The organism is Actinomadura macra NBRC 14102, assembly GCF_001552215.1.
In the GTDB taxonomy this organism is placed as follows: Bacteria; Actinomycetota; Actinomycetes; order Streptosporangiales; family Streptosporangiaceae; genus Spirillospora; species Spirillospora macra.
Genome location: NZ_BCQT01000019.1, coordinates 251,545 through 272,286, shown reverse-complemented (window position 1 = coordinate 272,286; position 20,742 = coordinate 251,545). Strand labels below are relative to the sequence as shown.

Sequence of the window (20,742 nt, the reverse complement as noted above, 5' to 3'; positions counted from 1 at the left end):
TTCGGACGCGATCGAAGGAGCCGGCATGACCATCGGGGGGATCTCCGCCGCCATCGTCCTGGGCGCCGTCATCGGCGTGCTCGGGCGGCTGATCATGCCGGACCGGCGCAGCATGCCCGGCTGGCTGCTGGTCGTGGTCGGCATCGTCGCGGCCATCGCGGGGACGGCGCTGTCCCACCTGTTCGGGCTGGAGCGGCGCGGCTGGGACTACTGGGAGACGGTCTTCCAGATCCTGCTGGGCGCGCTCGGGGTGTACCTCGTGGCGGCATTCTGGCCGAAGTCGGGGACCCGCTAGTCCCGCGCCGGCGGGCGCAGGACCGGGCGGAGGCCGTCCAGGACGGCCGCGTCCTCGATCGTGGACGGGACGGTGACCTCCTGCCCGTCGGCGATACCGCGCATGACGCCCCGCAAGATCTTGCCCGACCGCGTCTTCGGCAGTGCCGGGACGACCGCGATCTCCTTGAGCGCCGCGACGGGGCCGACCTGGTCGCGCACCATCCGCACCAGCTCGGCGGCCAGCTCGTCCGCCTCGGCGAGCACGCCGCTCTTCAGCACGACGAGCCCGCGGGGCACCTGGCCCTTGAGCGCGTCGTGGACGCCGATCACCGCGCACTCGGCGACCGCGGGGTGCGCGGCGATGACCTCCTCCATCGTCCCGGTGGACAGCCGGTGCCCGGCCACGTTGATGACGTCGTCGGTGCGGCCCATGACCCACACGTAGCCGTCCTCGTCGATGTGCCCGCCGTCCCCGGTCAGGTAGTGGCCCGGGTGCCGGGTGAGGTAGGACTCGACGAACCGCTCGTCGTCCTGCCACAGGGTCGGCAGGGTGCCCGGTGGCAGGGGGAGCCGCAGCGCGATGTCGCCGTCCTCGCCCGGCGGGACGGACGCGCCGTCCGGACCGAGGACGCGCACGTCGTAGCCGGGGACCGGCACCGAGGGGGACCCGGCCTTGATCGGCATCGGCTCCAGGCCGCGCAGGTTCGCCACGATCGGCCAGCCCGTCTCGGTCTGCCACCAGTGGTCGACGACGGGCCGCTCCAGGACGCGGGACGCCCAGCGGTAGGTGTCGGGGTCGGTCCGCTCCCCGGCGAGGAACAGCGTGTCCAGCGCGGACAGGTCGTACCCGGCCAGCAGGGCGCCCTCCGGATCCTCCTTCTTGATCGCCCGGATCGCGGTCGGCGCGGCGAACAGCGCCTTGACCCGGTGCTCGGCCGCGACACGCCAGAACGCCCCCGCGTCGGGCGTGCCCACCGGCTTGCCCTCGTACAGGACGGTCGTGCAGCCGGTGAGGAGCGGCGCGTACACGATGTAGGAGTGCCCGACGACCCAGCCGACATCGGACGCGGCCCAGAACACGTCGCCGGGGCCGACCCCGTAGACGTTCTCCATGGACCAGCGCAGCGCCACCGCGTGCCCGCCGTTGTCGCGGACGACGCCCTTGGGCCGCCCGGTCGTCCCGGACGTGTACAGGATGTAGAGGGGGTCGGTGGCCGCGACCGGCACGCACTCGGCGGGCTCGGCGCCCGCGACCGCCTCGTCCCACTCCACGTCCCGCGGCCGGACGAGGTCGGCGTGCAGCTGCTCGCGCTGCCGGATGACGCACCGTTCGACCTTGTGCTTGGCCAGTTCGAGCGCCTTGTCGAGCAGCGGTTTGTAGGGCACGATCCGGCCGCCCTCGATACCGCAGGACGCCGACACGACCGCCTTGGGTCGAGCGTCGTCGATCCGGACGGCCAGCTCCCGCGCCGCGAACCCGCCGAACACCACCGAGTGGACGGCGCCGAGGCGGGCGCAGGCCAGCATCGCCACGACGGCCTCGGGCACCATCGGCAGGTAGATGATCACGCGGTCGCCCCGGTCGACGCCCAGCGCGCGCAGCGCCCCGGCGAACCGGGAGACGAGGTCGGTCAGCTCGTGGAAGGTGTAGGTGCGAGCCGTCCCGGTGACCGGACTGTCGTAGATCAGCGCGGCCTGGTCGCCGCGCCCCTCCTCCACGTGCCGGTCCAGGGCGTTGTCGCAGGTGTTCAGCTCCCCGCCGGTGAACCACCGGTAGAACGGCGGCGCCCCGTCGTCCAGGACGCGGTCGGGCGGGACGAGCCAGCGGATGTCCCGCGCGGCCAGCCCCCAGAAACGGGTCGGATCGGCGATGCTGCGCTCGTACGCGGCCGCGTAGGCCCCCATTTCGTTCCTCCCGGTGCGGGTTCCCCTGGCCCCAATCCGCATTTCGGGGCGCACACCTATAGGGCACGGCGCGGGTGCCGTTCGTCAAGGCCCCGCGCCGTCACGATCGTCCGCGCCCATGGTCAGCCGGGCCTGCGGCGCGGGTGCCGCAGCCCGTGCACGACGGCGACCAGGGCGGCCAAACCGCGCCGGCGGCGACGATCCAGAAGCACGGCTCGTAGGCCCGGCGATCGCGAACAGCTCGTGGGTCTCGTCCACCGGATGCTCGACGACTTCGAGGCGCACCGCGACCGACTCGACGCCCCCGGCGGCCAGGAACGGGACGTGACCAGGCCGAAGACCCGCCGTCACCACCGGATCGCGGCGCCTCGTGAGATTTGCCATCTCGCAGTGTGAGCCCGATCGGGTTTCCCTGTCGGCCCAGCGTCCTTAGGGTTGCCTTCCGTGGACCTTCGTCTGCACAACCCCCGCACCGCGGCGCCCCGGGCCGTCCCCCATCTCGTCCGGGGACGTCGCCGATGCAAGTAGTCGCCACCGCCGGCCATGCCGGTCACGGCAAGTCGGCGCTCGTACGCGCCCTCACCGGCATGGACCCGGGGGAGCCCGGGCAGCCTCCCGGCCGCGCCTGGACGGACCTGCCCTCGGGCGGCCGGGTCGCGTTCGTGGACGCCCCCGGCGACGAGCGGTCCGTCCCGGCCGTGCTCGCCGCGGCGGGGGCGGCGCCCGCCGTGCTGTTCGCCGTCGCCGCCGACGAGGGCTGGCGCCCGCAGTCCGGCGAGCACCTGGCGGCGCTCGACGCCTTCGGCGTCCGGCACGGCGTCCTGGCCGTCACCCGGTCCGACGCCGCCGACCCGAGGCTCGCGCTGCGCCAGGCCCGCGAGCGGCTCGCCGGGACCTCGCTGCGCGGCATCGAGACCGTCGCCGTCAGCACCGTCACCCGAGCCGGCATCGACGATCTGGTGGCCGCCCTCGGCCGGCTGGAGGGCCGGGTCCCGGTCCCCGTCCCGGACGCCCCCGTCCGGCTGTGGGCCGACCACACCGACGGCGCCGGCGGGTTCACCGTCGTCACCGGCACGCTCGGCGCCGGGACGATCCGGACCGGCGACGAGCTGCTCCTCGTGCCCTCGGGCGAACGCGCCCGGGTCGAGACGGTCGAGTGCGGCGGCGAGCCCCGCCGCTCGGTACGCGGTTTCGCCCGGGTCACCCTGACCCTGCGCGGCGGGGGCCCGGTGACCGCCGTCGTCAGCCCCGGCCGCTGGACCCACACGACCTGCGTCGACGTCCGCACCCGCTTCAGCGAGGCGGCCGGACGGCTCGCGCGGCAGATGACCCTGCACATCGGCGCCGCCGCCGTCGCGGTGCGGCTGCGTCCGCTCGGCCCCGACACGGCCCGGCTGACCCTCAACGCGCGGCTGGCGCTGCACGTCGGTGACACCGGCCTGCTGCGCGACCCCGTCCGCCGCACCGTCGCCGGCGTGAGCGTGCTGGACGTCCGCCCGCCGACCCTCGTCCGCCGCGGCGCGGGGGCGGCGCGTGCACGGGAACTGGCGTCGTGGCCGGACCGTCCTGGCGGCGCGGTGGTCCTGCGCCGGCACGGCCTGCTCCGGCGGTCCGAGCTCGAGCTGATGGGCTGCGCGCCGCCGAAGGACGCGGTCGCCCTGGACGGCGACTGGTACGCGGACCCGGCGTACTGGCGGTCGCTTCACGGACGCCTCGCCGAGGAGGTGGCCCGGCATGCCGCCGATCGGCCGCTGGCCCCCGGTGTCTCGCTGGAGACCGCCCGGCTGCGCCTCGGCCTGCCGACCCGGCGGCTGACCGCCGCGCTCGTCCGACCGCCGCTGCGCCTGTGGGCCGGGCGCGTCCACGGCCCCGCCCCCGCCATATCGGCGGGCATCGCCGCCGCCGTGGACCGCCTCCGCGCCGATCTGGCGCGGGCACCGTTCGAGGCACCCTGCGCCGAGCGCCTCGCCGAGCTCGGCCTCACCGGCGGCGCCCTCGCCGCCGCCGAGCGCGCGGGCGCCGTCCTGCGCCTCGCAGACGGCGTCGTCCTGTTGCCCGGCGCGGACCGGGAGGCGCTGCGGATCCTCTCAGAGCTGCCCCAGCCGTTCACCCCAGGCCAGGCCGGCGACGCGCTGGCGACCAGCCGCCGCGTCGCCGTCGCCCTGCTGCGGCATCTGGACGGGCTCGGATTCACCGAACGCCGCCGGTCATGATGTCCGCGCCCGCGGGAAAACCCTTTGAAACGCACCCCCCGTTTCTGGCGTCATAGATCACGGTTCGGATCCCACACCGAGGAGAAGGCATGCCGTTCCAGACGCTCAAGGGCGGCCGTGTCCCCATCCGGATGTGGGCCGACCCCGACACCGTCGAGGACATCGCCCTCGACCAGCTCCGCAACGTCTCCGCCCTGCCATGGGTGGCGGGCCTGGCGGTGATGCCGGACGTCCACTACGGCAAGGGCACGACGGTCGGCTCGGTGATCGCGATGCGGGACGCGGTGTCCCCGGCCGCGGTCGGCGTCGACATCGGCTGCGGGATGACCGCGGCGAAGTCGTCCCTCACCCTCGACGACATGCCCGACGACCTCGCCGGAATCCGGCACCGGCTGGAGAAGGCGGTCCCCGTGGGCCGCGGCGCGCACCGGCAGGCGGTCGACCCGTCCGGGCTCTCGAACCTGAAGGAGCGCGGCTGGTACGACTTCTGGAAGGCGTTCGACGACCTGCACCCGGCCGTGCAGGCGCGCCTCAGCCGCGCGCGCAAGCAGATGGGGTCGCTCGGCGGCGGGAACCACTTCCTGGAGCTGTGCGCGGACGACGACGGCGCGATCTGGCTCGTCCTGCACTCGGGGTCCCGCAACATCGGTAACGAGCTCGCCGAACACCACGTCGAGGCCGCCCGCAGGCTCCCGCACAACCAGGACCTCCCGGATGCCGACCTCGCGGTGTTCCTCAGTGGCACCGCGAAGATGGACGCCTACCGGCACGACCTGTTCTGGGCACAGGAGTACGCGCGCCGCAACCGTGCGGTCATGATGGCGCTCGCGCAGGAGGTCGTGACCAAGCGCTTCGGAGAAGGCCGCTGCCGCTGGGGCGAGGTCATCTCCTGCCACCACAATTACGTGGCGGAGGAGGAGTACGACGGCGTCGAACTGCTCGTCACCCGCAAGGGCGCGATCCGCGCCGCCGCCGGCGACCTCGGCATCATCCCCGGCTCGATGGCGACCGGCACCTACATCGTCCGCGGCCTCGGCAACGAGACCGCCTACAACTCGGCCTCGCACGGCGCGGGCCGCCGGATGAGCCGCACCAAGGCCCGCAGAAGCTTCACCGTGGAGGACGTGGTCGAGCAGACGCAGGGCGTCGAATGCCGCAAGGACAGCGGCATCATCGACGAGATCCCCGCCGCCTACAAGGACCTGGAGTCGGTCATCGAGGCCCAGTCCGACCTGGTAGAGGTAGTAGCCCACCTCCGCCAGCTCATCTGCATCAAGGGCTAGTTCTCGGAGCTACGCCCTCAAGGCGCCCCAGAGCTCCCGCCCGGGAGCTCTGGGGGCGCCCGGTTGCACGAGCTTGCCGCGCTAGTCGAACGGCTCCATCATCTCGACGCCCTCGTGGCTGTGGCTGCGGAGCTGGATCGGCCGCGCGGTGATCCTGCGGGAAGGGACGTTCACGTTAACGGCGACGCTTTGGTGCTGGCCGGTAGAGGCATTGCCATCGACGAGGGGTAAGGTCCTCTTACGTGTTCGCATCCGAGGAGAAGTCATGAGTTCGAACCCGAGGATCGACACCACCGTGCCGCATTCGGCGCGGGTCTGGAACTTCCTGCTCGGCGGGAAGGACAACTATCCCGTCGACCGGCAAGCGGGCGAGAAGGTCTTCACGACCTTTCCGGGGATGGTCGACATGGCCCGCCACTCCCGGCACATGCTCATCCGAGTGGTGCGGTACCTGGCCGGGGAGGCGGGGATCCGACAATTCCTCGATATCGGCACCGGGCTGCCCACGATGGACAACACCCATGAGGTCGCCCAGCGGATCGCACCGGACGCCCGCATCGTTTACGTCGACAACGATCCGCTGGTGCTGGTGCACGCCAGGGCGCTGCTGACCAGCAGCTCCGAAGGCGCCACCGACTACATCGAAGCGGACGTCCGCGACCCCGACGCCATCCTGGCCCACGCCACCAGGACCCTCGACCTCACCCGTCCGGTGGCGCTCATGCTCATGGGCATCCTGGGGTTGGTGGACGACTACGACCTCGCCCGATCGATCGTCAAGCAGCTGATGGCGGCCCTGCCGGAGGGCAGTTACCTGGCGATCTACGACGGCACCGACACCGATCCGGCCTACATGGAGGCCATCCGGGCCTACAACGCCGGTAGCGGCGCGGTCTCCTACACGCCCCGCAGCCCCGCGGACATCGCCCGCTATTTCGAGGGCATGGAGGTGGTCGAGCCCGGTGTCCTGCCCGTGACACAGTGGCGGCCCGAAAGCACTCCCTGGGGCGAGGCGCCCGAGGTCGCCTGCGTGGGCGGCGTTGCCCGCAAGGGTCCGTCCAGGGCATAGCAGCCTCCGCAGGATCGCTGCCCTGTCGCATGCGACGGGGCAGCGGCGAAGGCCCATGTGACGCAAGCCGGTCTGGCCGGCCATTGGACGCTCACTTTCCCGCCAGGGTTGCCCTCGGTCCCTTGTCCCAGCGCTCCAGCTATGTAGAGTACGAGTATCCGATGCTGGGGGTGCGAGGGCGATGAGCGTACCGGCCGGAGACGGGCCCAAGAGGCGGTGTGGGGCGCTCTTCTCGACTGATGTCCTGGTCGTCGGTGTGATCGTCATGGTCGGGGTCGTCGTGGCCGCCGTGGCGATGGTGTTCCCGGTCATCGGGCTGCCGGTCGGCGTGGGGACCGCGGTGATCGGATTGCTGTACGGGATCTACCACAACACCCGGATGCGCCGCTCCCAGGCGCAGATCGTCGGCGGGCGCGGCGACCCGCGGGGCGGTGAAGGGCATGGGCTCGCCGGTGCGGAGGGTGGGAAGCGTGGCTAAGGGCCCGCGGATGACGTTGCAGACCCAGATGGTGCTGCGCCAGGCCCTGCTGGAACCGGCACGCGAGTGGTACGGACTGGAGATGGTGCAGGCCACCGGCCTGCCCTCGGGCACGGTGTACCCGATCATCACGCGGCTGGAGGAGTGCGGCTGGATCGCCTCCCGCTGGGAGGACGCCGCAGAGCACGAGGACACGGGCCGCCCACGCCGCCGCTACTACGAGCTCACCCCTGAGGGAACCCAGGCCGCCCGCCTCGCCCTGGCCAAGGCACACCAGAACCGCGCCACCACACCTGTCCCGTGGGGCAGTCTGCGCCCCGGCACTCCTGGAGCCAGCCCATGAACCCCCACCGGCAGCAGGCCGCACCGGACCACTTCGCCGACACTCTCCTTCCCGCGGCGCGTGCTGCGGCCGACGCGGTGAGCGCGGCGGACGCGGCGGCGCGTGCGGCGGCGGGTTCGGCGGACGGAGTGGGGGCGGTGTACGCGGCGTCCAGAGCGCGTGCCGTGGCGACCGCGGCGGACGCGGCGGCGGACGCGGCTGCCGCCGCGGCCCGTGCGGTGGGTGCGCCGCGTGCGCTGGACGCGGCCTTCGCGGCCGTCCGCGCGGCGGATGCGGCACGCACGGCGGTACGCGCGGCGACCGCGGCGCGTGCGGTGTACGTGGCGGCGGACGTGAGCACGATGCTTCAGGCGGAGCACGCGGCCGTGGCGGCGCTGGGGGAGTGCGAGCGGGTCTTCACCCTGATGGCGCCGGGGCCGGTGGCCGCGACGTGGCCCGGCCGCAGGACCGACGCCCGGCGATTAGGGCGGGGGTCGGAGCGGCTGGTCGCGGTGGCGGTGCTCACGCTGCCGGTTACGCAGCGAGCCCGGTTCCGGGAGGAATGGGTGGGGCTGCTCACCGAGTTGCCCTCCCGGCGCGCACGGGCCCGGCAGGCGTGCTCTTTGCTGGCCGGGGCACCGCGGCAGAGCTGGGTCCTCCGCCGCCCCATGTCGCATGGACGCGCCTGAGCGCGTCATGCGATGTCGTGGAGGTGCGCGGCGCGGACGTCGTGCAGCCACTCCTCGACACGGGCGCGGTCGGGCTTCTCGGGCAGCGGAGTGCGGGCGGCGGCGAAGCCTTCTTCGGCCTCGGACAGGACGCGACGCGCCCTGGTGAGGTCGCCGCCGGCCACCCGCTCCCCGAAGTCGAGGTACCACTGCGGGTCGGGCAGCCGGACGTCGAGCGTTCCGCTGCGGTACAGCAGCAGCCCTTGGTGGACGAGGCGGGCGAGGTGCCGGGCGTGCTTGGCGGTCTTCTGCCTGGTTCCGGCGTTGAACGAGCCGTCCCCACGGGACTCCATCCGGCGGAACTGGGACACGGCGTAGCCGAGATAGGCGTCCTTCACGCGGCGCGCGGACAGGAACGCCTCCCGGATGCCGATGAGCTGCCCGCCGAGTGGCGTGCGGGTCTCGTACAACTCGTCCGGCAGCCAGAGCAGTTCGGTGACCGTGGGGTTCATGCTCAGGCACAGCGTCGCGTACTTGGCGGCCTCGTGGAACGTCACGTCCGGTTCGGTGGTGACGATGGTCGCCTGGCGTCCGGTGGGCGGGGCCAGGCCGTGGAAGGCGATGGTCGGCGAGGCGTAGACGCCGAGCCGGTCGATGTCGGAGCCGGGACCGGCCAGGCCATAGGCGGTGGACCCCACAATGCCGTACAGGAGCACGTTCGCCGGATCCGCCATGCCTTCCATCATGGCGGAGTCGGCGGTGGTCCGGCATGTCATTTTCATCGTTGTGGGCTTCGCCGCTCCCAGTAGGTGAGGAATAGCGAATTGTGCAGCGCAGGCCAATGCTGTCGTCGCCGGTGGCATCGGCAGAAATTCGCTTGCGGCGCCTGGTTATGGTTCCTCTCTGGATCGAATTGTCTGCATGAAGGGCTGAGAGGTGGGGAAACGGCAGCGGCCGGGGACCACGGCGCGCTTCAGCACCAACCGGTTTCACGACACCTGGCACGTGCTGTCGGACCGGCATGGCGCGGGTCCTGGCCAGGCCGGGCTAGGCGAGCGGGCGCCGCAGCACGTAACCGACGCCGCGGACGGTATGGATGAGCTTCGGCTCGCCGGCGTCGACCTTGCGCCTCAGGTAGCCGATGTAGGACTCGACGATGCCGGCGTCGCCGCCGAAGTCGTAGTCCCACACCCGGCCGAGGATCTGCGGCTTGGACAGGACATGGTCGGCGTTCTCCATCAGGTAGCGCAGCAGCCGGAACTCGGTGGGGGACAGCCGCACCGGCTCCCCGCCCCGGACGACCTGGTGGGAGTCGGGATCCAGGCTCAGGTCGGCGACGGTCAGCAGCCCGCCGGGGCCGCCGCCGGTGCGCCGCAGCACGGCGCGGATCCGGGCGATCAGCTCCGGCAGGTCGAACGGCTTGGTGACGTAGTCGTCGCCGCCGGCGGTCAATCCCCTGACCTTGTCGGACGGGTCGTCCCGCGCGGTGAGGAACAGGACCGGCAGCGGGCCGCTGCGCTCGCGCAGCCGGCCGATGACCGAGAAGCCGTCCAGGTCGGGCAGCATCACGTCCAGCAGCACCAGGTCGGGCCGCTCCCGGGCGGCCGCGGCCACCGCCTCGTTCCCGGTGGCCACGGCCGTGACGGCGAAGCCGGCGAACCGCAGGCTGGCGGCCAGCAGTTCGCGGATCGTCGGCTCGTCGTCCACCACGAGCAGCCGCGTGCGCTCCTCCATGATCCAGAGACTACGGTGTGCGCTGCTCCACCGGCTCCGGGACGGGGCACAGCGGCGGCGGCTCGTCCCCGTGCCCGGGCCACCAGGCGCGGTGCCCGATGAGGGCGGTGACGGCGGGGGTGAGGAACAGCGCCATGAGGAACGCGGCGACCGCGATGCCGAACGAGATCGCGAAGCCGACCTCGACGAGCGCCTTGTTGCCCGCGAGCGTCAGCGCGGCGAACGAGCCGCACAGGATCAGCCCGGCGGCGGCGATCGTCGGCCCGGTGTGCCGGATCGCGGCGGCCAGCGCCGGCCGGGGCGCGAGCCCCTCGCGGGCCTCCTCCCGCAGCCGTGCCATGATCAGGATGTTGTAGTCGGTGCCGAGCGCCACGACGAACATGTACATGATCAGCGGTAGGTGGAACAGCAGGCCCGGTTCGCCGCCGACCTTCTGGAACAGCAGCGTCGCGGCGCCGAGCGTGGCGCCGAAGCCGAGCCCGACGGTGGCGAGCAGGTACCAGGGCGCGATGACGCTGCGCAGCAGCAGCGCCAGCACGATGAAGATGAGCGCGGCGGCGGCCGGGAACACGACCGAGTAGTCCCGGTTCATCGCGCTGCGGATGTCGACGAAGACCGCGGTGCCGCCGCCGACCAGCACTCGCGTCCCCGGCGGGGCCGCCTCGTGGGCGGTGCGGCGCAACGGCCCCCGGACGGTGTCCAGGGCCTTCGCCGACTCCGGCGCCACCGACAGGACGACCGCGAACCCGGCCGTCGTCCCGTCGCGGCTGACCTCCGGCGGTGCGACCTCCCCGACGCCGTCCACGGACTTCAGCCGGGTGGCGAACCGGGCCAGGGACGCCTGGTCGAGGTCCTTGCCCTGGACGTACACGTGGGTCGGGTCGGTCGCGCCGGCAGGCAGGCCCCGCTTCAGGTCCTCCAGCGCAACACGCGACTCCGCCGAGGACGGCAGCGCGCCGGACGCGAGGTCGAAGTCGGGCTTGAAGCCGAACGAGCCCACCGCGAGGATCGCGAGGACACCGCCGGTGACCGCGGCGTACACGGCCGGACGGCGGGCGAGCGAGCGGCCGAACCGGGCGAACCGCGCCGCCTCGGGCTCGCGCCGCCAGGCGCGGGACGGCCAGAAGACCTTCGTGCCGAGCAGGGAGACGACGGCGGGCACGAGCGTCAGCCCGCCGAGCAGCGTCACCGTCACGGCGATGGCCAGCGACGGCCCCCAGGACCGGAACAGCGACAGCGACGACAGCGTCATCGCCAGGAACGCGATGATCACGACCCCGGCCGCCGAGGTGATCGCCTCGCCCACCCGGGCGAGCGCGCCGACCATGGCGGTCTTCGGGTCGTCGCCGGCGCGGAGCCGCTCCCGGTACCGGAACATCAGGAACAGGATGTAGTCGGTGCCGACGCCGAACAGCACCACGATGAGTAGTTGCGAGGCCGAGCTGTCCGCGCGGAGGCCGAGGGCCCGCACGGTCGCGGCGATCAGCCCGTTCGCGACCTGGGAGAGCACCGCCAGCACCAGGATCGGCAGCAGTGCCGTCACCGGGCTCCGGAAGATCAGCAGCAGCAGGACGAGGATCAGCGCCAGTGTCGCGATCATGACGAGGGCGTCGGCGTCGCCGCTGGCCTCCTGGTCGTCGAGCGTCGCGGCGGCGGCGCCGGTGGTGCGGGCCCGCAGGCCCGTGCCGCCGGTGAGCCGGTCCAGCTCCGCGCGCAGCGCCTGCACCGCGTCGGCGGCCTCGGGGCTGCTCGTGCCGACGTCGCCCGGCAGCCGGACGCCGATCGTCTGGACGAGCCGGTTCGGCGCGGGCGGGGCCGCCACGAGCCCGGCGATGCCGTCGAGGTGGGCGGCTTCGGCCGACCTGGCGAGGCCGGTGACACGGGCGGAGTCGGCGGCCGACAGCGGTCGCCCGTCAGCGCGGCGGACGACGATCACCGCGGCCGGCGTGAACGCCTCGGGGAACGCCGTCTCCTGGACCTGCTGCGCCTTGGCGGACTCGTAGTGACCGGGCAGGAAGTCGCTCTCGTCGCTGCTGGTCGGGAGGCCGGGGGCGAGCGCGACCACGGCGATCGCGGCCACCACCCACACCGCGATGACGCGCCACGGGTGGCCGACCACGAACCGGCCCAGCCGGGCGAAGGGGCCCGTCTCTCCTTGGGTTTCGTTGGTATTCACGCGGATCAGGTTCGCGTTGCCGCCCGCCCGGCGGCTGGGAGCGGGCCGGGCGCCGGCTGGGCGTGAGAGGCTCCCATCCCGCCACGCTCCGTGAGGGGTGCTGGTGGCCGGAGCGCACTCCGCCGGAGCTCCCAGGAAGTTCCCAGGAAACTCACGGCCACCGTTCACCCCGGCTCGGCGTCCTCCTCCAGGACCGGCAGCGAGACGCGGAACGTCGACCCGCGCCCGGGTTCGGTGTCCAGCTCGATCCGGCCGCCGTGCGCGGCGACCAGCGACCAGGCGATGGACAGGCCAAGGCCCGCGCCGCCGTTCCCGCCCCGCCTGCGGGAGGCGTCCGCGCGGTAGAACCGGTCGAAGACACGCTCCGCCTGGCCGGGCGCGAGGCCGGGTCCCTCGTCCTCGATCTCCAGGACGGCCCGGCCGTCGCGCGCGCCGACCCCGATCCTGATCCGGCCGCCCGCCGGGGTGTGGGCGACGGCGTTGCCGACGAGGTTGCCGACGACCTGCCGGAGCCGCTCCTCGTCCCCCAGCACCGGCGCGGCGCCGGGCGGCCCGCCCCCCGGCCCGGTGAGCTCGATCGGGCGGGAGGGGTCCAGCGCGCGGACGTCGTGCTGGGCGTCGGAGGCGAGCGTCCGCAGGTCCATCGGGCCGAGGTCCATCGGCGGGGCGCCCTCCCCGGATCCGTGCCCGTCCAGCCGGGCGAGGAGCAGCAGGTCCTCGGTCAGGTTCGCCAGCCGGGCCGCCTCCCCCTCGATGCGGCGCATCGTCCGGTCCGGCTCGTCCGGCCCGGACAGCCCGCCCATCCGATGCAGCTCGGTGAACCCCTTGATGCCCGCGAGCGGCGTCCGCAGCTCGTGGCTGACGTCGGCGACGAACCGCCGCATCCGCGCCTCGGACGCGGCGCGGGCGGCGAACGCGGCGTCGAGCTGGGCGAGCATGCCGTTCAGCGCCGCCGACAGCCGCCCGATCTCCGAGCCTGGCGGCGCGAGGTCGGGGATGCGGTGGCCGAGGTCGCCGGCCGCGATGGCCGCGGCCGATCCCTCGATCCGGCGCAGCGGCCGCAGCCCCGCCCGGATCGCGAAGAAGCCGAGCCCGGCGAGAGCGGCCAGCACCGCACCGCCGGTGACCAGGCTCGTCACCCGCATCCGGGCGAGCGTCGCGTCGATGTCCCCGCACGGCGCGGCGACGACGACGCTCCCCACGCCCGGCAGGCTCGCGTCGGAGACCGGCACCGCGATGGCCCGCCACCGGTCCGAGCCGCCTTCCCCGGGCGCGTCGAACGGGCGGCCGCGGCGGCGTGCCACCTCCGCCGTGTCGAGGGCGGGCAGCCGCGGGCCGGGCCTTCCCTGGATCCCTGGGCGGTAGATCACCTGGGCGACGCCGCCGTCCGGGCGCAGAAAGACCATGTAGGAGAACCCGAGGATGTCGAACACCGGGGTGAGCCGCCGCGGGTCGGGCGTGGTGCGGGTCCCGTCGTCCGGCAGCATCGGGCGGGCCGCCATCACCCGCGCCGTGGCGGAGATCCGGTCGTCGATCCGCTCGGTCTGGTAGCGGCCCAGCGCGCCGATCATCACGGTGGCGCCGATCGCCAGCCCCGCCGCGACCAGCGCGGTCGTGATCGCCAGCAGCCGGGCGCGCAGGGAGGTGCGGGTCAGGCGCCGCAACGCCGTCCTCGCGGGCATCCGCCGGCCTCAGGCTAGGACGCGGTCGACGAACGCGGTGACGTCGCCGAGCACCTCGGCGCGGTTGGTCTCGTTGAAGACCTCGTGCCGGGCGCCCGGGTAGTGCCGCTCGGTGAGGCGGTCCCCGCGGACGGCCTCGACGCCGATCCGGCTGTCCTCCGGCCGGACCAGCTCGTCGTCGGTCCCGTGCACGTACAGGACGGGCAGCGCGCCAAGCGAGCCGTGCCCGTTGACCCGCCGGAGGGCGGTGTCCAAGGCCCGGACCGTGGCCTTCTTGAACGGTCCGTGCCACACGAGCGGATCCTCCACGTACGCCTTCCCCACGGAGGCATCGCGTGACAGCGTGGACGGGTCGATCGGCGCGTCGGGCATCTCCTCCAGCGGGAGCAGCCCGTCCACGACGTGCCAGCGGCCCAGCACCGGCCCGGACAGGACCAGCGCGGCGAGCCCCGCGCCGTGGAGCTGGGCGTACCGGGTGGCGATCAGCCCGCCCATCGAGTGGCCGATCATCACGACCGGCAGCTCCGGGTGGTCGCCGCGGGCCGCCGCCACGACCGTGCGGACGTCGGCGACGACGTCCTCATAGTCCTCGATCAGGACGCGGTCGCCCGCCGAACGGCCGTGCCCCATGTGGTCGGGCCCACAGACCGCAGCGCCGTGCCGCACGAGCGCGTCCGCGACGTGCCCGTAACGGCCGAGGTGCTCGCCGTACCCGTGCACGAGGACGGCGATGTAGCGGGGGGCGTCCGCCGCCCAGATACGCGCCGTGACGGCGCCCCGCGTCCCGGCGAACTCCCACTCCCGCGGCGTTGTCACTCCTGACCTCCCACGATCGGAACGCGTCGTCGACGATTTTCCAGCAGGCAGGGCGATTCTCCAGCACGACGGACCGCCCCCGCATCGCGCGATGCGACGGATCGTCATTCACCGGAATAGTCTGGAACGACTGACCGTGAACCAACGGCGACCCGCGAGCCGGGCCGCCGGGCAGCAGAGAAGGGGTGCCCGTGCTTGTCGACACCTTCGGCCGCACCGCGACTGACCTGCGGGTCTCGCTCACCGACCGGTGCAACCTGCGGTGCTCGTACTGCATGCCGCCCGAGGGGCTGGACTGGCTGCCCAAACCCGAACTGCTCACCGACGACGAGGTGCTCCGGCTCGTCGGCATCGGCGTCCGCGACCTCGGGATCACCGAGGTCCGCTACACCGGCGGCGAGCCGTTGCTGCGGCGCGGCCTGCCCGGCATCGTGCAGGCCACCGCCGCGCTCGCACCGCGTCCCCAGGTGTCGCTGACCACCAACGGCATCGGTCTCGACCGGCTGGCCGCGCCGCTCGCCGACGCGGGCCTGGACCGGGTGAACGTCTCCCTCGACACCCTCGACGCCGCGACGTTCAAGCGGCTGGCGCACCGCGACCGGCTCGGTGACGTCCTCGCGGGCCTCGCCGCGGCGCGGGCGGCGGGCTTGGCGCCGGTGAAGATCAACGCGGTGCTGATGCGGGGGATCAACGACCACGAGGCCGTCCCGCTGCTGCGGTACTGCCTGGAGCACGGCTACCGGCTCCGGTTCATCGAGCAGATGCCGCTGGACGCCCAGCACGGCTGGAAACGCGACGACATGATCACCGCCGACGAGATCCTCGACCGGCTGTCGGCCGCGTTCACGCTGACGCCGGACGAGGCGCACGCCCGCGGCAGCGCCCCGGCCGAGACGTTCCTGATCGACGGAGGGCCCGCGACGGTCGGCGTGATCGGCTCGGTGACCCGTCCGTTCTGCGGCGCCTGCGATCGCGTCCGGCTCACCGCGGATGGGCAGATCCGCAACTGCCTGTTCGCCACCGAGGAGTCCAACCTCCGCGACGCCCTGCGCGGCGGTGCCGCCGACACCGTGCTCGCCGACCGCTGGCGCGCCGCCGTCCGCGCCAAGCGCGCCGGTCACGGCATCGACGATCCGTCCTTCCTCCAGCCGTCCCGCCCGATGTCGGCCATCGGCGGCTGACCTCGGATGGCGTTCGACGCGGTGGTGCTGGCCGGGGGCCGCGCCCGGCGGCTGGGCGGGTCGGACAAGCCCGCCGAGCCCGTCGGGGGACGTCCTCTCATCGCGTGGGTGGCCGCCGCGGCGGCGGACGCGTCCCGGTTGATCGTCGTGGGGCCGCCTCGGAGCATCCTGCCGGGTGCCGTGCTCGTCCAGGAGGATTCGCCAGGTGGGGGACCGGTCCCGGCCCTACGCGCGGGGCTCGCCGAGGTCCGGGCGGACCGGACGGCGCTGCTGGCCGCCGACCTGCCGTTCCTGCGCCCCGCCCACCTCGCCCAGCTTGTCGCCGCCGCGCACGGCCGCAACGGCGCCGTGCTGGTGGACGGGGACGGCCGCGAGCAGTGGCTCGCCGGCTGCTGGCGGACGGACGCGCTCCGCGCCGCTCTCGCCGGGTACGCGGGAGCGTCCCTGCGCGGGGTGCTCGGCCCGCTGGAGCCGGTCGCGGTCGCGCTGCCCGCCGGGCCCCGCCCGCCCTGGTACGACTGCGACACGCCGGAGGACCTGGCCCGCGCAGAAGAGCTCGCCGGGCCTGTCCCCGGTGGGAGGACTACCTCCCACACTTCACCGAACGGTCCGGACGCGCTTTGACCGTGCGAGAGTGGGCACCGCGTATGACGACGCGGAAGGGGGACACATGTCGGTTCTTGAGGACTGGATGAAGGCGGCCTGCCTCGAACTGGGCTTGGAGCGCGGCGACATCGACCGTGACCTGGTGCTCGACCTGGCCCGCGACGTCGCGCACGGCGTCGCCCGGCCGGGCGCGCCGCTCACCGCGTATCTGCTGGGCCTCGCGGTCGGTCGCGGCGTGCCCGCGCGGGACGCCGCCGCCCGGCTCACCGAGCTCGCCGAGGGCTGGGAGGCCGCGGCACCCGAGCCCGCGCCGTCCGTCGCCGGATCAGACGCGGTGTCCTCGGCCCCCGAGGCCGCGCACCCGGCCTTCGATGCCGTGCCGGGCCAGGCCCCGCCGCCCGTCCTCGACGAGGTATAGCCGGGGCCTGCTGCAGAGTGTCCTCGGCTGTCGCGCTGCTCGTGGAGCACTGTCTAGGCCCCTCCGCGGTCGGCGACCGGGACGACGTCGCGCAGGAAATCGCGGCGGTCCAGGAACGCCGAGAGGCTCTGCCGGTGCTCGTCGCAGGCCAGCCAGATCTTCCGGCGGTCCGGCGTGTGGATCTTGGGGTTGTTCCAGCGCAGCGCCCAGACGGCGTCGGCGCGGCAGCCCTTGGCCGAGCACTGGAGCTCCTCGGGGCCGGTCTCCGGCGCGGATTCGGTCATGCGGCCACTCTGACATAGCGGGCGACCGCGTTTGACCGGGCCGTCTCCGGATAGGACCCGGCTCGTGCGCACCGGGACCACGGCCGCGTCCGGACACGGCGTCGGCGGGCGGCGCCGCTGGCGGGCGCTCTCGGTGTGCCTGGTCGCGGCGTTCATGACGCTGCTGGACGTCAGCATCGTCAACGTGGCGCTGCCGTCGATCCGGGACGGCCTGCACGCGTCCGATGCCGGGTTGCAGTGGATCTTGTCGGGGTACGCGCTGACGTTCGGGCTGATCCTGGTGCCGGCGGGGCGGTTCGGGGACGCCCGCAGCCGCCGGGCGGTGTTCATGGCCGGGCTGGCGCTGTTCACCGCGTCCAGCGCCCTGGCGGGGATCGCGCCGGGCATCGGCTGGCTGATCGGTGCGCGGTTGGTCCAGGGCGTCGCGGGCGGCATCCTGAACCCGCAGGTTGCCGGCTTCATCCAGCAGCTCTTCCAGGGCGCCGACCGGGGGCGGGCGTTCGGCCTGCTCGGCGGCGTCATCGGCATCGCGACTGCCGTCGGGCCGCTGCTCGGCGGTGCCCTGATCGCCCTGGCGGGCCCGGACGAGGGCTGGCGATGGGTGTTCTACGTCAACGTCCCGGTCGGGCTGGCGGCGCTCGTGCTGGCGTGGCGGCTGCTGCCCGAGCCGATCTACGGGGAGCGGCAGGGGCTCGACCCGCCCGGGGTGCTGCTGCTCGGGGCCGGCGTGCTGTGCGTGCTGCTGCCGTTCGTCCAGGAGCAGCAGTGGCATGGGGCCCTGAAGTGGCTGCTGGTGCTCGCGGGCGGCGTGCTGATCGCCGCCTTCGTGTTGTGGGAACGCCGGACCGGGACGCCCATGGTGGACCTTGGCCTGTTCCGGCTGCGTTCGTATGCGCTGGGCGCCGCGATAGCGCTGCTCTACTTCGCCGGGTTCACCGCCGTCTTCTTCATCTTCACCCTCTACCTCCAGAACGGGCTGCACTACAGCGCGCTGGAGGCCGGCCTGGCGATCACCCCGTTCGCGGTCGGGTCGGGGGTCGCGGCGACCATCGGCGGGCGGGTCGTCTCCCGCTACGGGCGCCCGCTCGTGGCCGCGGGGCTCGGCGTGGTCGTGGTCGGCCTGGTCGCCGCGTGGATCGCGGTCGAGCTGAGACCTGGAGGCGGGGTGGGGTGGGCGACGGCGCTGCCGCTGCTGGTGGCGGGCATCGGGAGCGGCATGGTGATCTCCCCCAACCAGACGATCACGCTGTCGGAGGTCCCCTACACCGAGGGCGGCAGCGCCGCCGGAGTCCTGCAGACCGGGCAGCGCGTTGGCACCGCGACGGGCATCGCCGCCGTCGGCTCGGTGTTCTTCGCCACCGTCGCCGGGACGCGGGGGGACTGGGCCGCCGCGTTCCGGCACGGTCTGGTCGTCATCCTGGGTTTCGTGCTCGCGGCGCTGGGCGCGGCGGTCGTGGACCTGGTCACCGGCCGCGACGATGGCGACGGACGCGCGGAATGAGGGCCCGCAGCCCGAGCCCGAGGGCCGTCCCGGCGCCGACGACGGCGAGGGCCAGCACACGGTTCTGGCGCCGGATACGGGACGGGATCTCCGCGTACGGGATCGTGGAGAACGACACCAGCTCGTACCGGGAGACGTAGCGCCCGGCCAGGCGCCGCTCCAGTGCATGGGTCGCGAACTGCTTGGCCCGGTAGACCGGCGAGGACACGCGGTCGCGCATCTCGATGAAGTTGTCCAGCGCCATCTCGGCGATGGCGTCGGTGTTGGCCTTGCGTCGCTCCTGGTAGAGCGAGAGCGCGCGGGGCCAGTGGCCGTCCGTCTCGGCCAGGCACCGGTCGATCTCGATGCAGTCCTCGAACGCGCAGTTGGCGCCCTGCCCGAAGAACGGGACGATCGCGTGGGCGGCGTCGCCGAGCAGCGCCACGATCGCGCCGTCCCCGTACCGTACCCACGGCCAGCACCGGACGGTGACCAGCGACCCGACCGGGTTCCGCTGGTAGTCGTCGACGAGGTCGGGGATGAGGCCCGCCACGTCCGGGTAGTGCTCGGCGAAGTACGACGTGACCTTGCCGGGCGAGTCGAGCGCGGCGAAATCGGACTTCTTCCAGAACAGCGTGCAGGTGAACGACCGGTCGAGGTTGGGCAGCGCGATCATCATCGAGGTGCCGCGCGGCCAGATGTGCAGCGCGTCCGGGTCAAGCGCGAACTCCCCGTCCCGCGGCGGGACGGTCAGCTCCTTGTAGCCGTGTTCGAGGAAGTCGGTCTCACCGTCCGGCCGCAGGGAGTCGCGGACGGCGCTGTAGGCGCCGTCGCCGGCGAGGATGACGTCGGCGGGCTCGGTGCTCGGACGGCCATCGGCGTCCTCCAGCAGAAGGGCCCCGGCCTTGGTGTCCACTCCGGTGACGCGCCGGGAGAACACGAGCGTCACACCGGGCGTGGCCTCGGCGGTCTCCAGCAGGGACCGGTTCAGCTCGGCGCGGCTGATGGAGTTGATGTGGCGCTCGCCGTCGGCGCTGTAGGGCTGGAAGTTCGGGTCGCCGCCGCGCGGGTGCACCATCCGCCCGTGCATGGGCAGCGCCTGCTTGAGCGACTGGTCGCGCAGCCCCACCTGCTCCAGCGCCGCCAGCCCGCGGGCGGAGATCGCCAGGTTGATGGAGCGGCCGCGCTCGGCCCCCGCGACCCGTGGGTCGGGGCGCCGCTCGTACACCGTGACCTCGACACCGCGGCGGCCGAGCAGGACGGCGAGCAGGCAGCCCGCGAGCCCCGCGCCGACGATGGCGATGCGCCCGCCGTGGCCTCCGTCGTCAGGCCCCATGAGAGGGGACCTCCTCGGTCTGGGAGCGGACCTCCCAGAGGTCGGGGAAGGCGGGGGAGAACAGCGTGGAGCGCAGGTAGTCGGCACCGGCGGACCCGCCGGTGCCGATCTTGGCGCCGATGGTCCGCTCGACCATCTTCAGGTGCCGATACCGCCACTCCTGGATGCCCTCGTCCACGTCGACGAGGGCCTCGCACACCTCGGCGGCGGGCCCGTTCTCGTCCGCGTAGACGGACAGGAGCACCTTCTGGACGCCCGCGTCGGGCTCCCACGTCGTCGAGGTGTCCCGGGAGAGGGCCTCCGCCGGGACGGGGTGGCCGCGTCCGGCGAGGTAGCGCAGCAGGGAGTCGAACAGCGACGGGCGGGCGAGCGCGGCCTGGAGCCGCTCGTCGTCACGCAGGTCGGAGGCGGGGAAGGCGCGGCGGCCGAGCACCGCCTCCAGTTCGCGGAACTGCGCGCTCTGGAAGCCGCTGGAACTGCCGAGGGCGTCGCGGAAGGACGCGAACTGCCGGGGCGTCATGGTCTCCAGGACGTCCAGCTGACCGACCACGGTCTTGAGGATCTTGGCGATGCGGCGCGCGGTGTGCAGCGATCCGGCGCTGTTGCCCTCCTCCAGCCTGCGCTGGAGCAGGGCGGCCTCGTGCAGGATCTGCTTGAACCACAGCTCGTAGACCTGGTGAATGATCACGAACAGCAGCTCGTCGTGGGCCTGGGTCTTCGGTTCCTGGCACGACAGGAGCTTGTCGAGCCGCAGATAGCCGCCGTACGTCATCGTCGGCGAATCCGCCATCACCGCCTCCTCGCGACACCGCAGA

At 73.3% G+C, this 20,742-nt stretch carries 21 protein-coding genes; 11 read left to right on the top strand and 10 right to left on the bottom strand.

All coding sequences use genetic code 11. The annotated features are described in order from the left end of the window. Window positions 1-25 precede the first annotated feature (25 nt). Window positions 26-295 (top strand): GlsB/YeaQ/YmgE family stress response membrane protein, encoded by a 270-nt coding sequence (locus AMA02S_RS30935; RefSeq protein ID WP_067465251.1) that lies wholly within the window; start codon window positions 26-28, stop codon window positions 293-295. Here the strand turns inward: AMA02S_RS30935 and AMA02S_RS30930 are convergent. Then, the gene (locus tag AMA02S_RS30930) at window positions 292-2,181 is read right to left on the bottom strand and encodes a propionyl-CoA synthetase (protein ID WP_067465248.1); all 1,890 of its coding nucleotides are present in this window, start codon (window positions 2,179-2,181) and stop codon (window positions 292-294) included. The genes AMA02S_RS30935 and AMA02S_RS30930 overlap by 4 nt on opposite strands. 84 nt (window positions 2,182-2,265) lie before the next feature. Next, the gene (locus AMA02S_RS42245; protein WP_157430917.1) at window positions 2,266-2,565 is read right to left on the bottom strand and encodes a hypothetical protein; all 300 of its coding nucleotides are present in this window, start codon (window positions 2,563-2,565) and stop codon (window positions 2,266-2,268) included. Window positions 2,566-2,699: 134 nt separating this feature from the next. Here AMA02S_RS42245 and AMA02S_RS30925 point away from each other — a divergent pair, with 134 nt between their 5' ends. The 6 genes from AMA02S_RS30925 to AMA02S_RS30900 all read left to right on the top strand — a co-directional run bounded on the left by AMA02S_RS30925 (window position 2,700) and on the right by AMA02S_RS30900 (window position 8,235). After that, on the top strand, window positions 2,700-4,394 hold the full coding sequence (locus AMA02S_RS30925) for a SelB domain-containing protein (protein WP_067465245.1): 1,695 nt from the start codon (window positions 2,700-2,702) through the stop codon (window positions 4,392-4,394). 89 nt (window positions 4,395-4,483) lie between these two features. Beyond that, the gene (locus tag AMA02S_RS30920; protein ID WP_067465242.1) at window positions 4,484-5,677 is read left to right on the top strand and encodes an RtcB family protein; all 1,194 of its coding nucleotides are present in this window, start codon (window positions 4,484-4,486) and stop codon (window positions 5,675-5,677) included. 265 nt (window positions 5,678-5,942) lie between these two features. After that, window positions 5,943-6,746 carry an SAM-dependent methyltransferase gene (locus tag AMA02S_RS30915; RefSeq protein ID WP_067465239.1) on the top strand — a complete coding sequence of 268 codons (804 nt, stop codon included), beginning with the start codon at window positions 5,943-5,945 and terminating at the stop codon, window positions 6,744-6,746. A gap of 181 nt (window positions 6,747-6,927) precedes the next feature. Then, window positions 6,928-7,224, top strand: coding sequence for a hypothetical protein (locus tag AMA02S_RS30910; RefSeq protein WP_157430916.1), 297 nt, complete (start codon window positions 6,928-6,930; stop codon window positions 7,222-7,224). 10 nt (window positions 7,225-7,234) lie between these two features. Continuing rightward, window positions 7,235-7,567: a PadR family transcriptional regulator gene (locus tag AMA02S_RS30905; RefSeq protein ID WP_067465233.1), complete on the top strand. Its 333-nt coding sequence runs from the start codon at window positions 7,235-7,237 to the stop codon at window positions 7,565-7,567. Continuing rightward, window positions 7,564-8,235 (top strand): hypothetical protein, encoded by a 672-nt coding sequence (locus tag AMA02S_RS30900; RefSeq protein ID WP_067465230.1) that lies wholly within the window; start codon window positions 7,564-7,566, stop codon window positions 8,233-8,235. Before AMA02S_RS30905 ends, AMA02S_RS30900 begins: the two co-directional genes overlap by 4 nt. A 5-nt stretch (window positions 8,236-8,240) precedes the next feature. Here AMA02S_RS30900 and AMA02S_RS30895 read toward each other — a convergent pair whose 3' ends face one another. From AMA02S_RS30895 to AMA02S_RS30875, 5 genes are all read right to left on the bottom strand, one after another. After that, complete coding sequence (locus AMA02S_RS30895; RefSeq protein ID WP_157430915.1) at window positions 8,241-8,948, bottom strand: nucleotidyltransferase domain-containing protein; 708 nt, start codon at window positions 8,946-8,948, stop codon at window positions 8,241-8,243. 313 nt (window positions 8,949-9,261) lie between these two features. Beyond that, the gene (locus AMA02S_RS30890; RefSeq protein ID WP_067465228.1) at window positions 9,262-9,948 is read right to left on the bottom strand and encodes a response regulator transcription factor; all 687 of its coding nucleotides are present in this window, start codon (window positions 9,946-9,948) and stop codon (window positions 9,262-9,264) included. A 10-nt stretch (window positions 9,949-9,958) separates the two neighbouring features. After that, window positions 9,959-12,124, bottom strand: a complete 2,166-nt coding sequence (locus tag AMA02S_RS30885; RefSeq protein WP_084265763.1) for an MMPL family transporter — start codon at window positions 12,122-12,124, stop codon at window positions 9,959-9,961. 164 nt (window positions 12,125-12,288) lie between these two features. Beyond that, entirely contained in the window at window positions 12,289-13,806 is a 1,518-nt protein-coding gene (locus AMA02S_RS30880; RefSeq protein ID WP_157430914.1) for a sensor histidine kinase, read from the bottom strand. 9 nt (window positions 13,807-13,815) lie between these two features. After that, window positions 13,816-14,622, bottom strand: a complete 807-nt coding sequence (locus AMA02S_RS30875; RefSeq protein ID WP_067465225.1) for an alpha/beta hydrolase — start codon at window positions 14,620-14,622, stop codon at window positions 13,816-13,818. Between the two features lie 191 nt (window positions 14,623-14,813). On the opposite strand from AMA02S_RS30875, the gene moaA reads away from it, so the two are divergent. From moaA to AMA02S_RS45135, 3 genes are read left to right on the top strand one after another with little or no spacing between them, the layout of a single operon-like run. Next, complete coding sequence (gene moaA / locus AMA02S_RS30870) at window positions 14,814-15,803, top strand: GTP 3',8-cyclase MoaA (RefSeq protein WP_067465681.1); 990 nt, start codon at window positions 14,814-14,816, stop codon at window positions 15,801-15,803. A gap of 6 nt (window positions 15,804-15,809) precedes the next feature. Further along, the gene (gene mobA, locus AMA02S_RS30865) at window positions 15,810-16,427 is read left to right on the top strand and encodes a molybdenum cofactor guanylyltransferase (protein ID WP_067465223.1); all 618 of its coding nucleotides are present in this window, start codon (window positions 15,810-15,812) and stop codon (window positions 16,425-16,427) included. 46 nt (window positions 16,428-16,473) lie between these two features. After that, window positions 16,474-16,827 carry a DUF6457 domain-containing protein gene (locus AMA02S_RS45135; RefSeq protein ID WP_084265761.1) on the top strand — a complete coding sequence of 118 codons (354 nt, stop codon included), beginning with the start codon at window positions 16,474-16,476 and terminating at the stop codon, window positions 16,825-16,827. 53 nt (window positions 16,828-16,880) lie between these two features. On the opposite strand, the gene AMA02S_RS30855 is transcribed toward AMA02S_RS45135, so the two are convergent. Further along, on the bottom strand, window positions 16,881-17,111 hold the full coding sequence (locus AMA02S_RS30855) for a hypothetical protein (protein WP_067465220.1): 231 nt from the start codon (window positions 17,109-17,111) through the stop codon (window positions 16,881-16,883). A gap of 64 nt (window positions 17,112-17,175) precedes the next feature. Between AMA02S_RS30855 and AMA02S_RS30850 the strand changes: the two genes are divergently transcribed. Beyond that, window positions 17,176-18,612 (top strand): DHA2 family efflux MFS transporter permease subunit, encoded by a 1,437-nt coding sequence (locus AMA02S_RS30850; RefSeq protein WP_067465219.1) that lies wholly within the window; start codon window positions 17,176-17,178, stop codon window positions 18,610-18,612. Here the strand turns inward: AMA02S_RS30850 and AMA02S_RS30845 are convergent. Both AMA02S_RS30845 and AMA02S_RS30840 read right to left on the bottom strand, forming a co-directional pair. Next, window positions 18,575-19,927 (bottom strand): FAD-dependent oxidoreductase, encoded by a 1,353-nt coding sequence (locus tag AMA02S_RS30845; RefSeq protein ID WP_067465218.1) that lies wholly within the window; start codon window positions 19,925-19,927, stop codon window positions 18,575-18,577. The two genes, AMA02S_RS30850 and AMA02S_RS30845, sit on opposite strands and share 38 nt — an antisense overlap. After that, the gene (locus AMA02S_RS30840) at window positions 19,917-20,717 is read right to left on the bottom strand and encodes a tryptophan 2,3-dioxygenase (protein ID WP_067465217.1); all 801 of its coding nucleotides are present in this window, start codon (window positions 20,715-20,717) and stop codon (window positions 19,917-19,919) included. The genes AMA02S_RS30845 and AMA02S_RS30840 overlap by 11 nt, the downstream gene beginning before the upstream one ends. Between the last annotated feature and the right edge of the window lie 25 nt (window positions 20,718-20,742).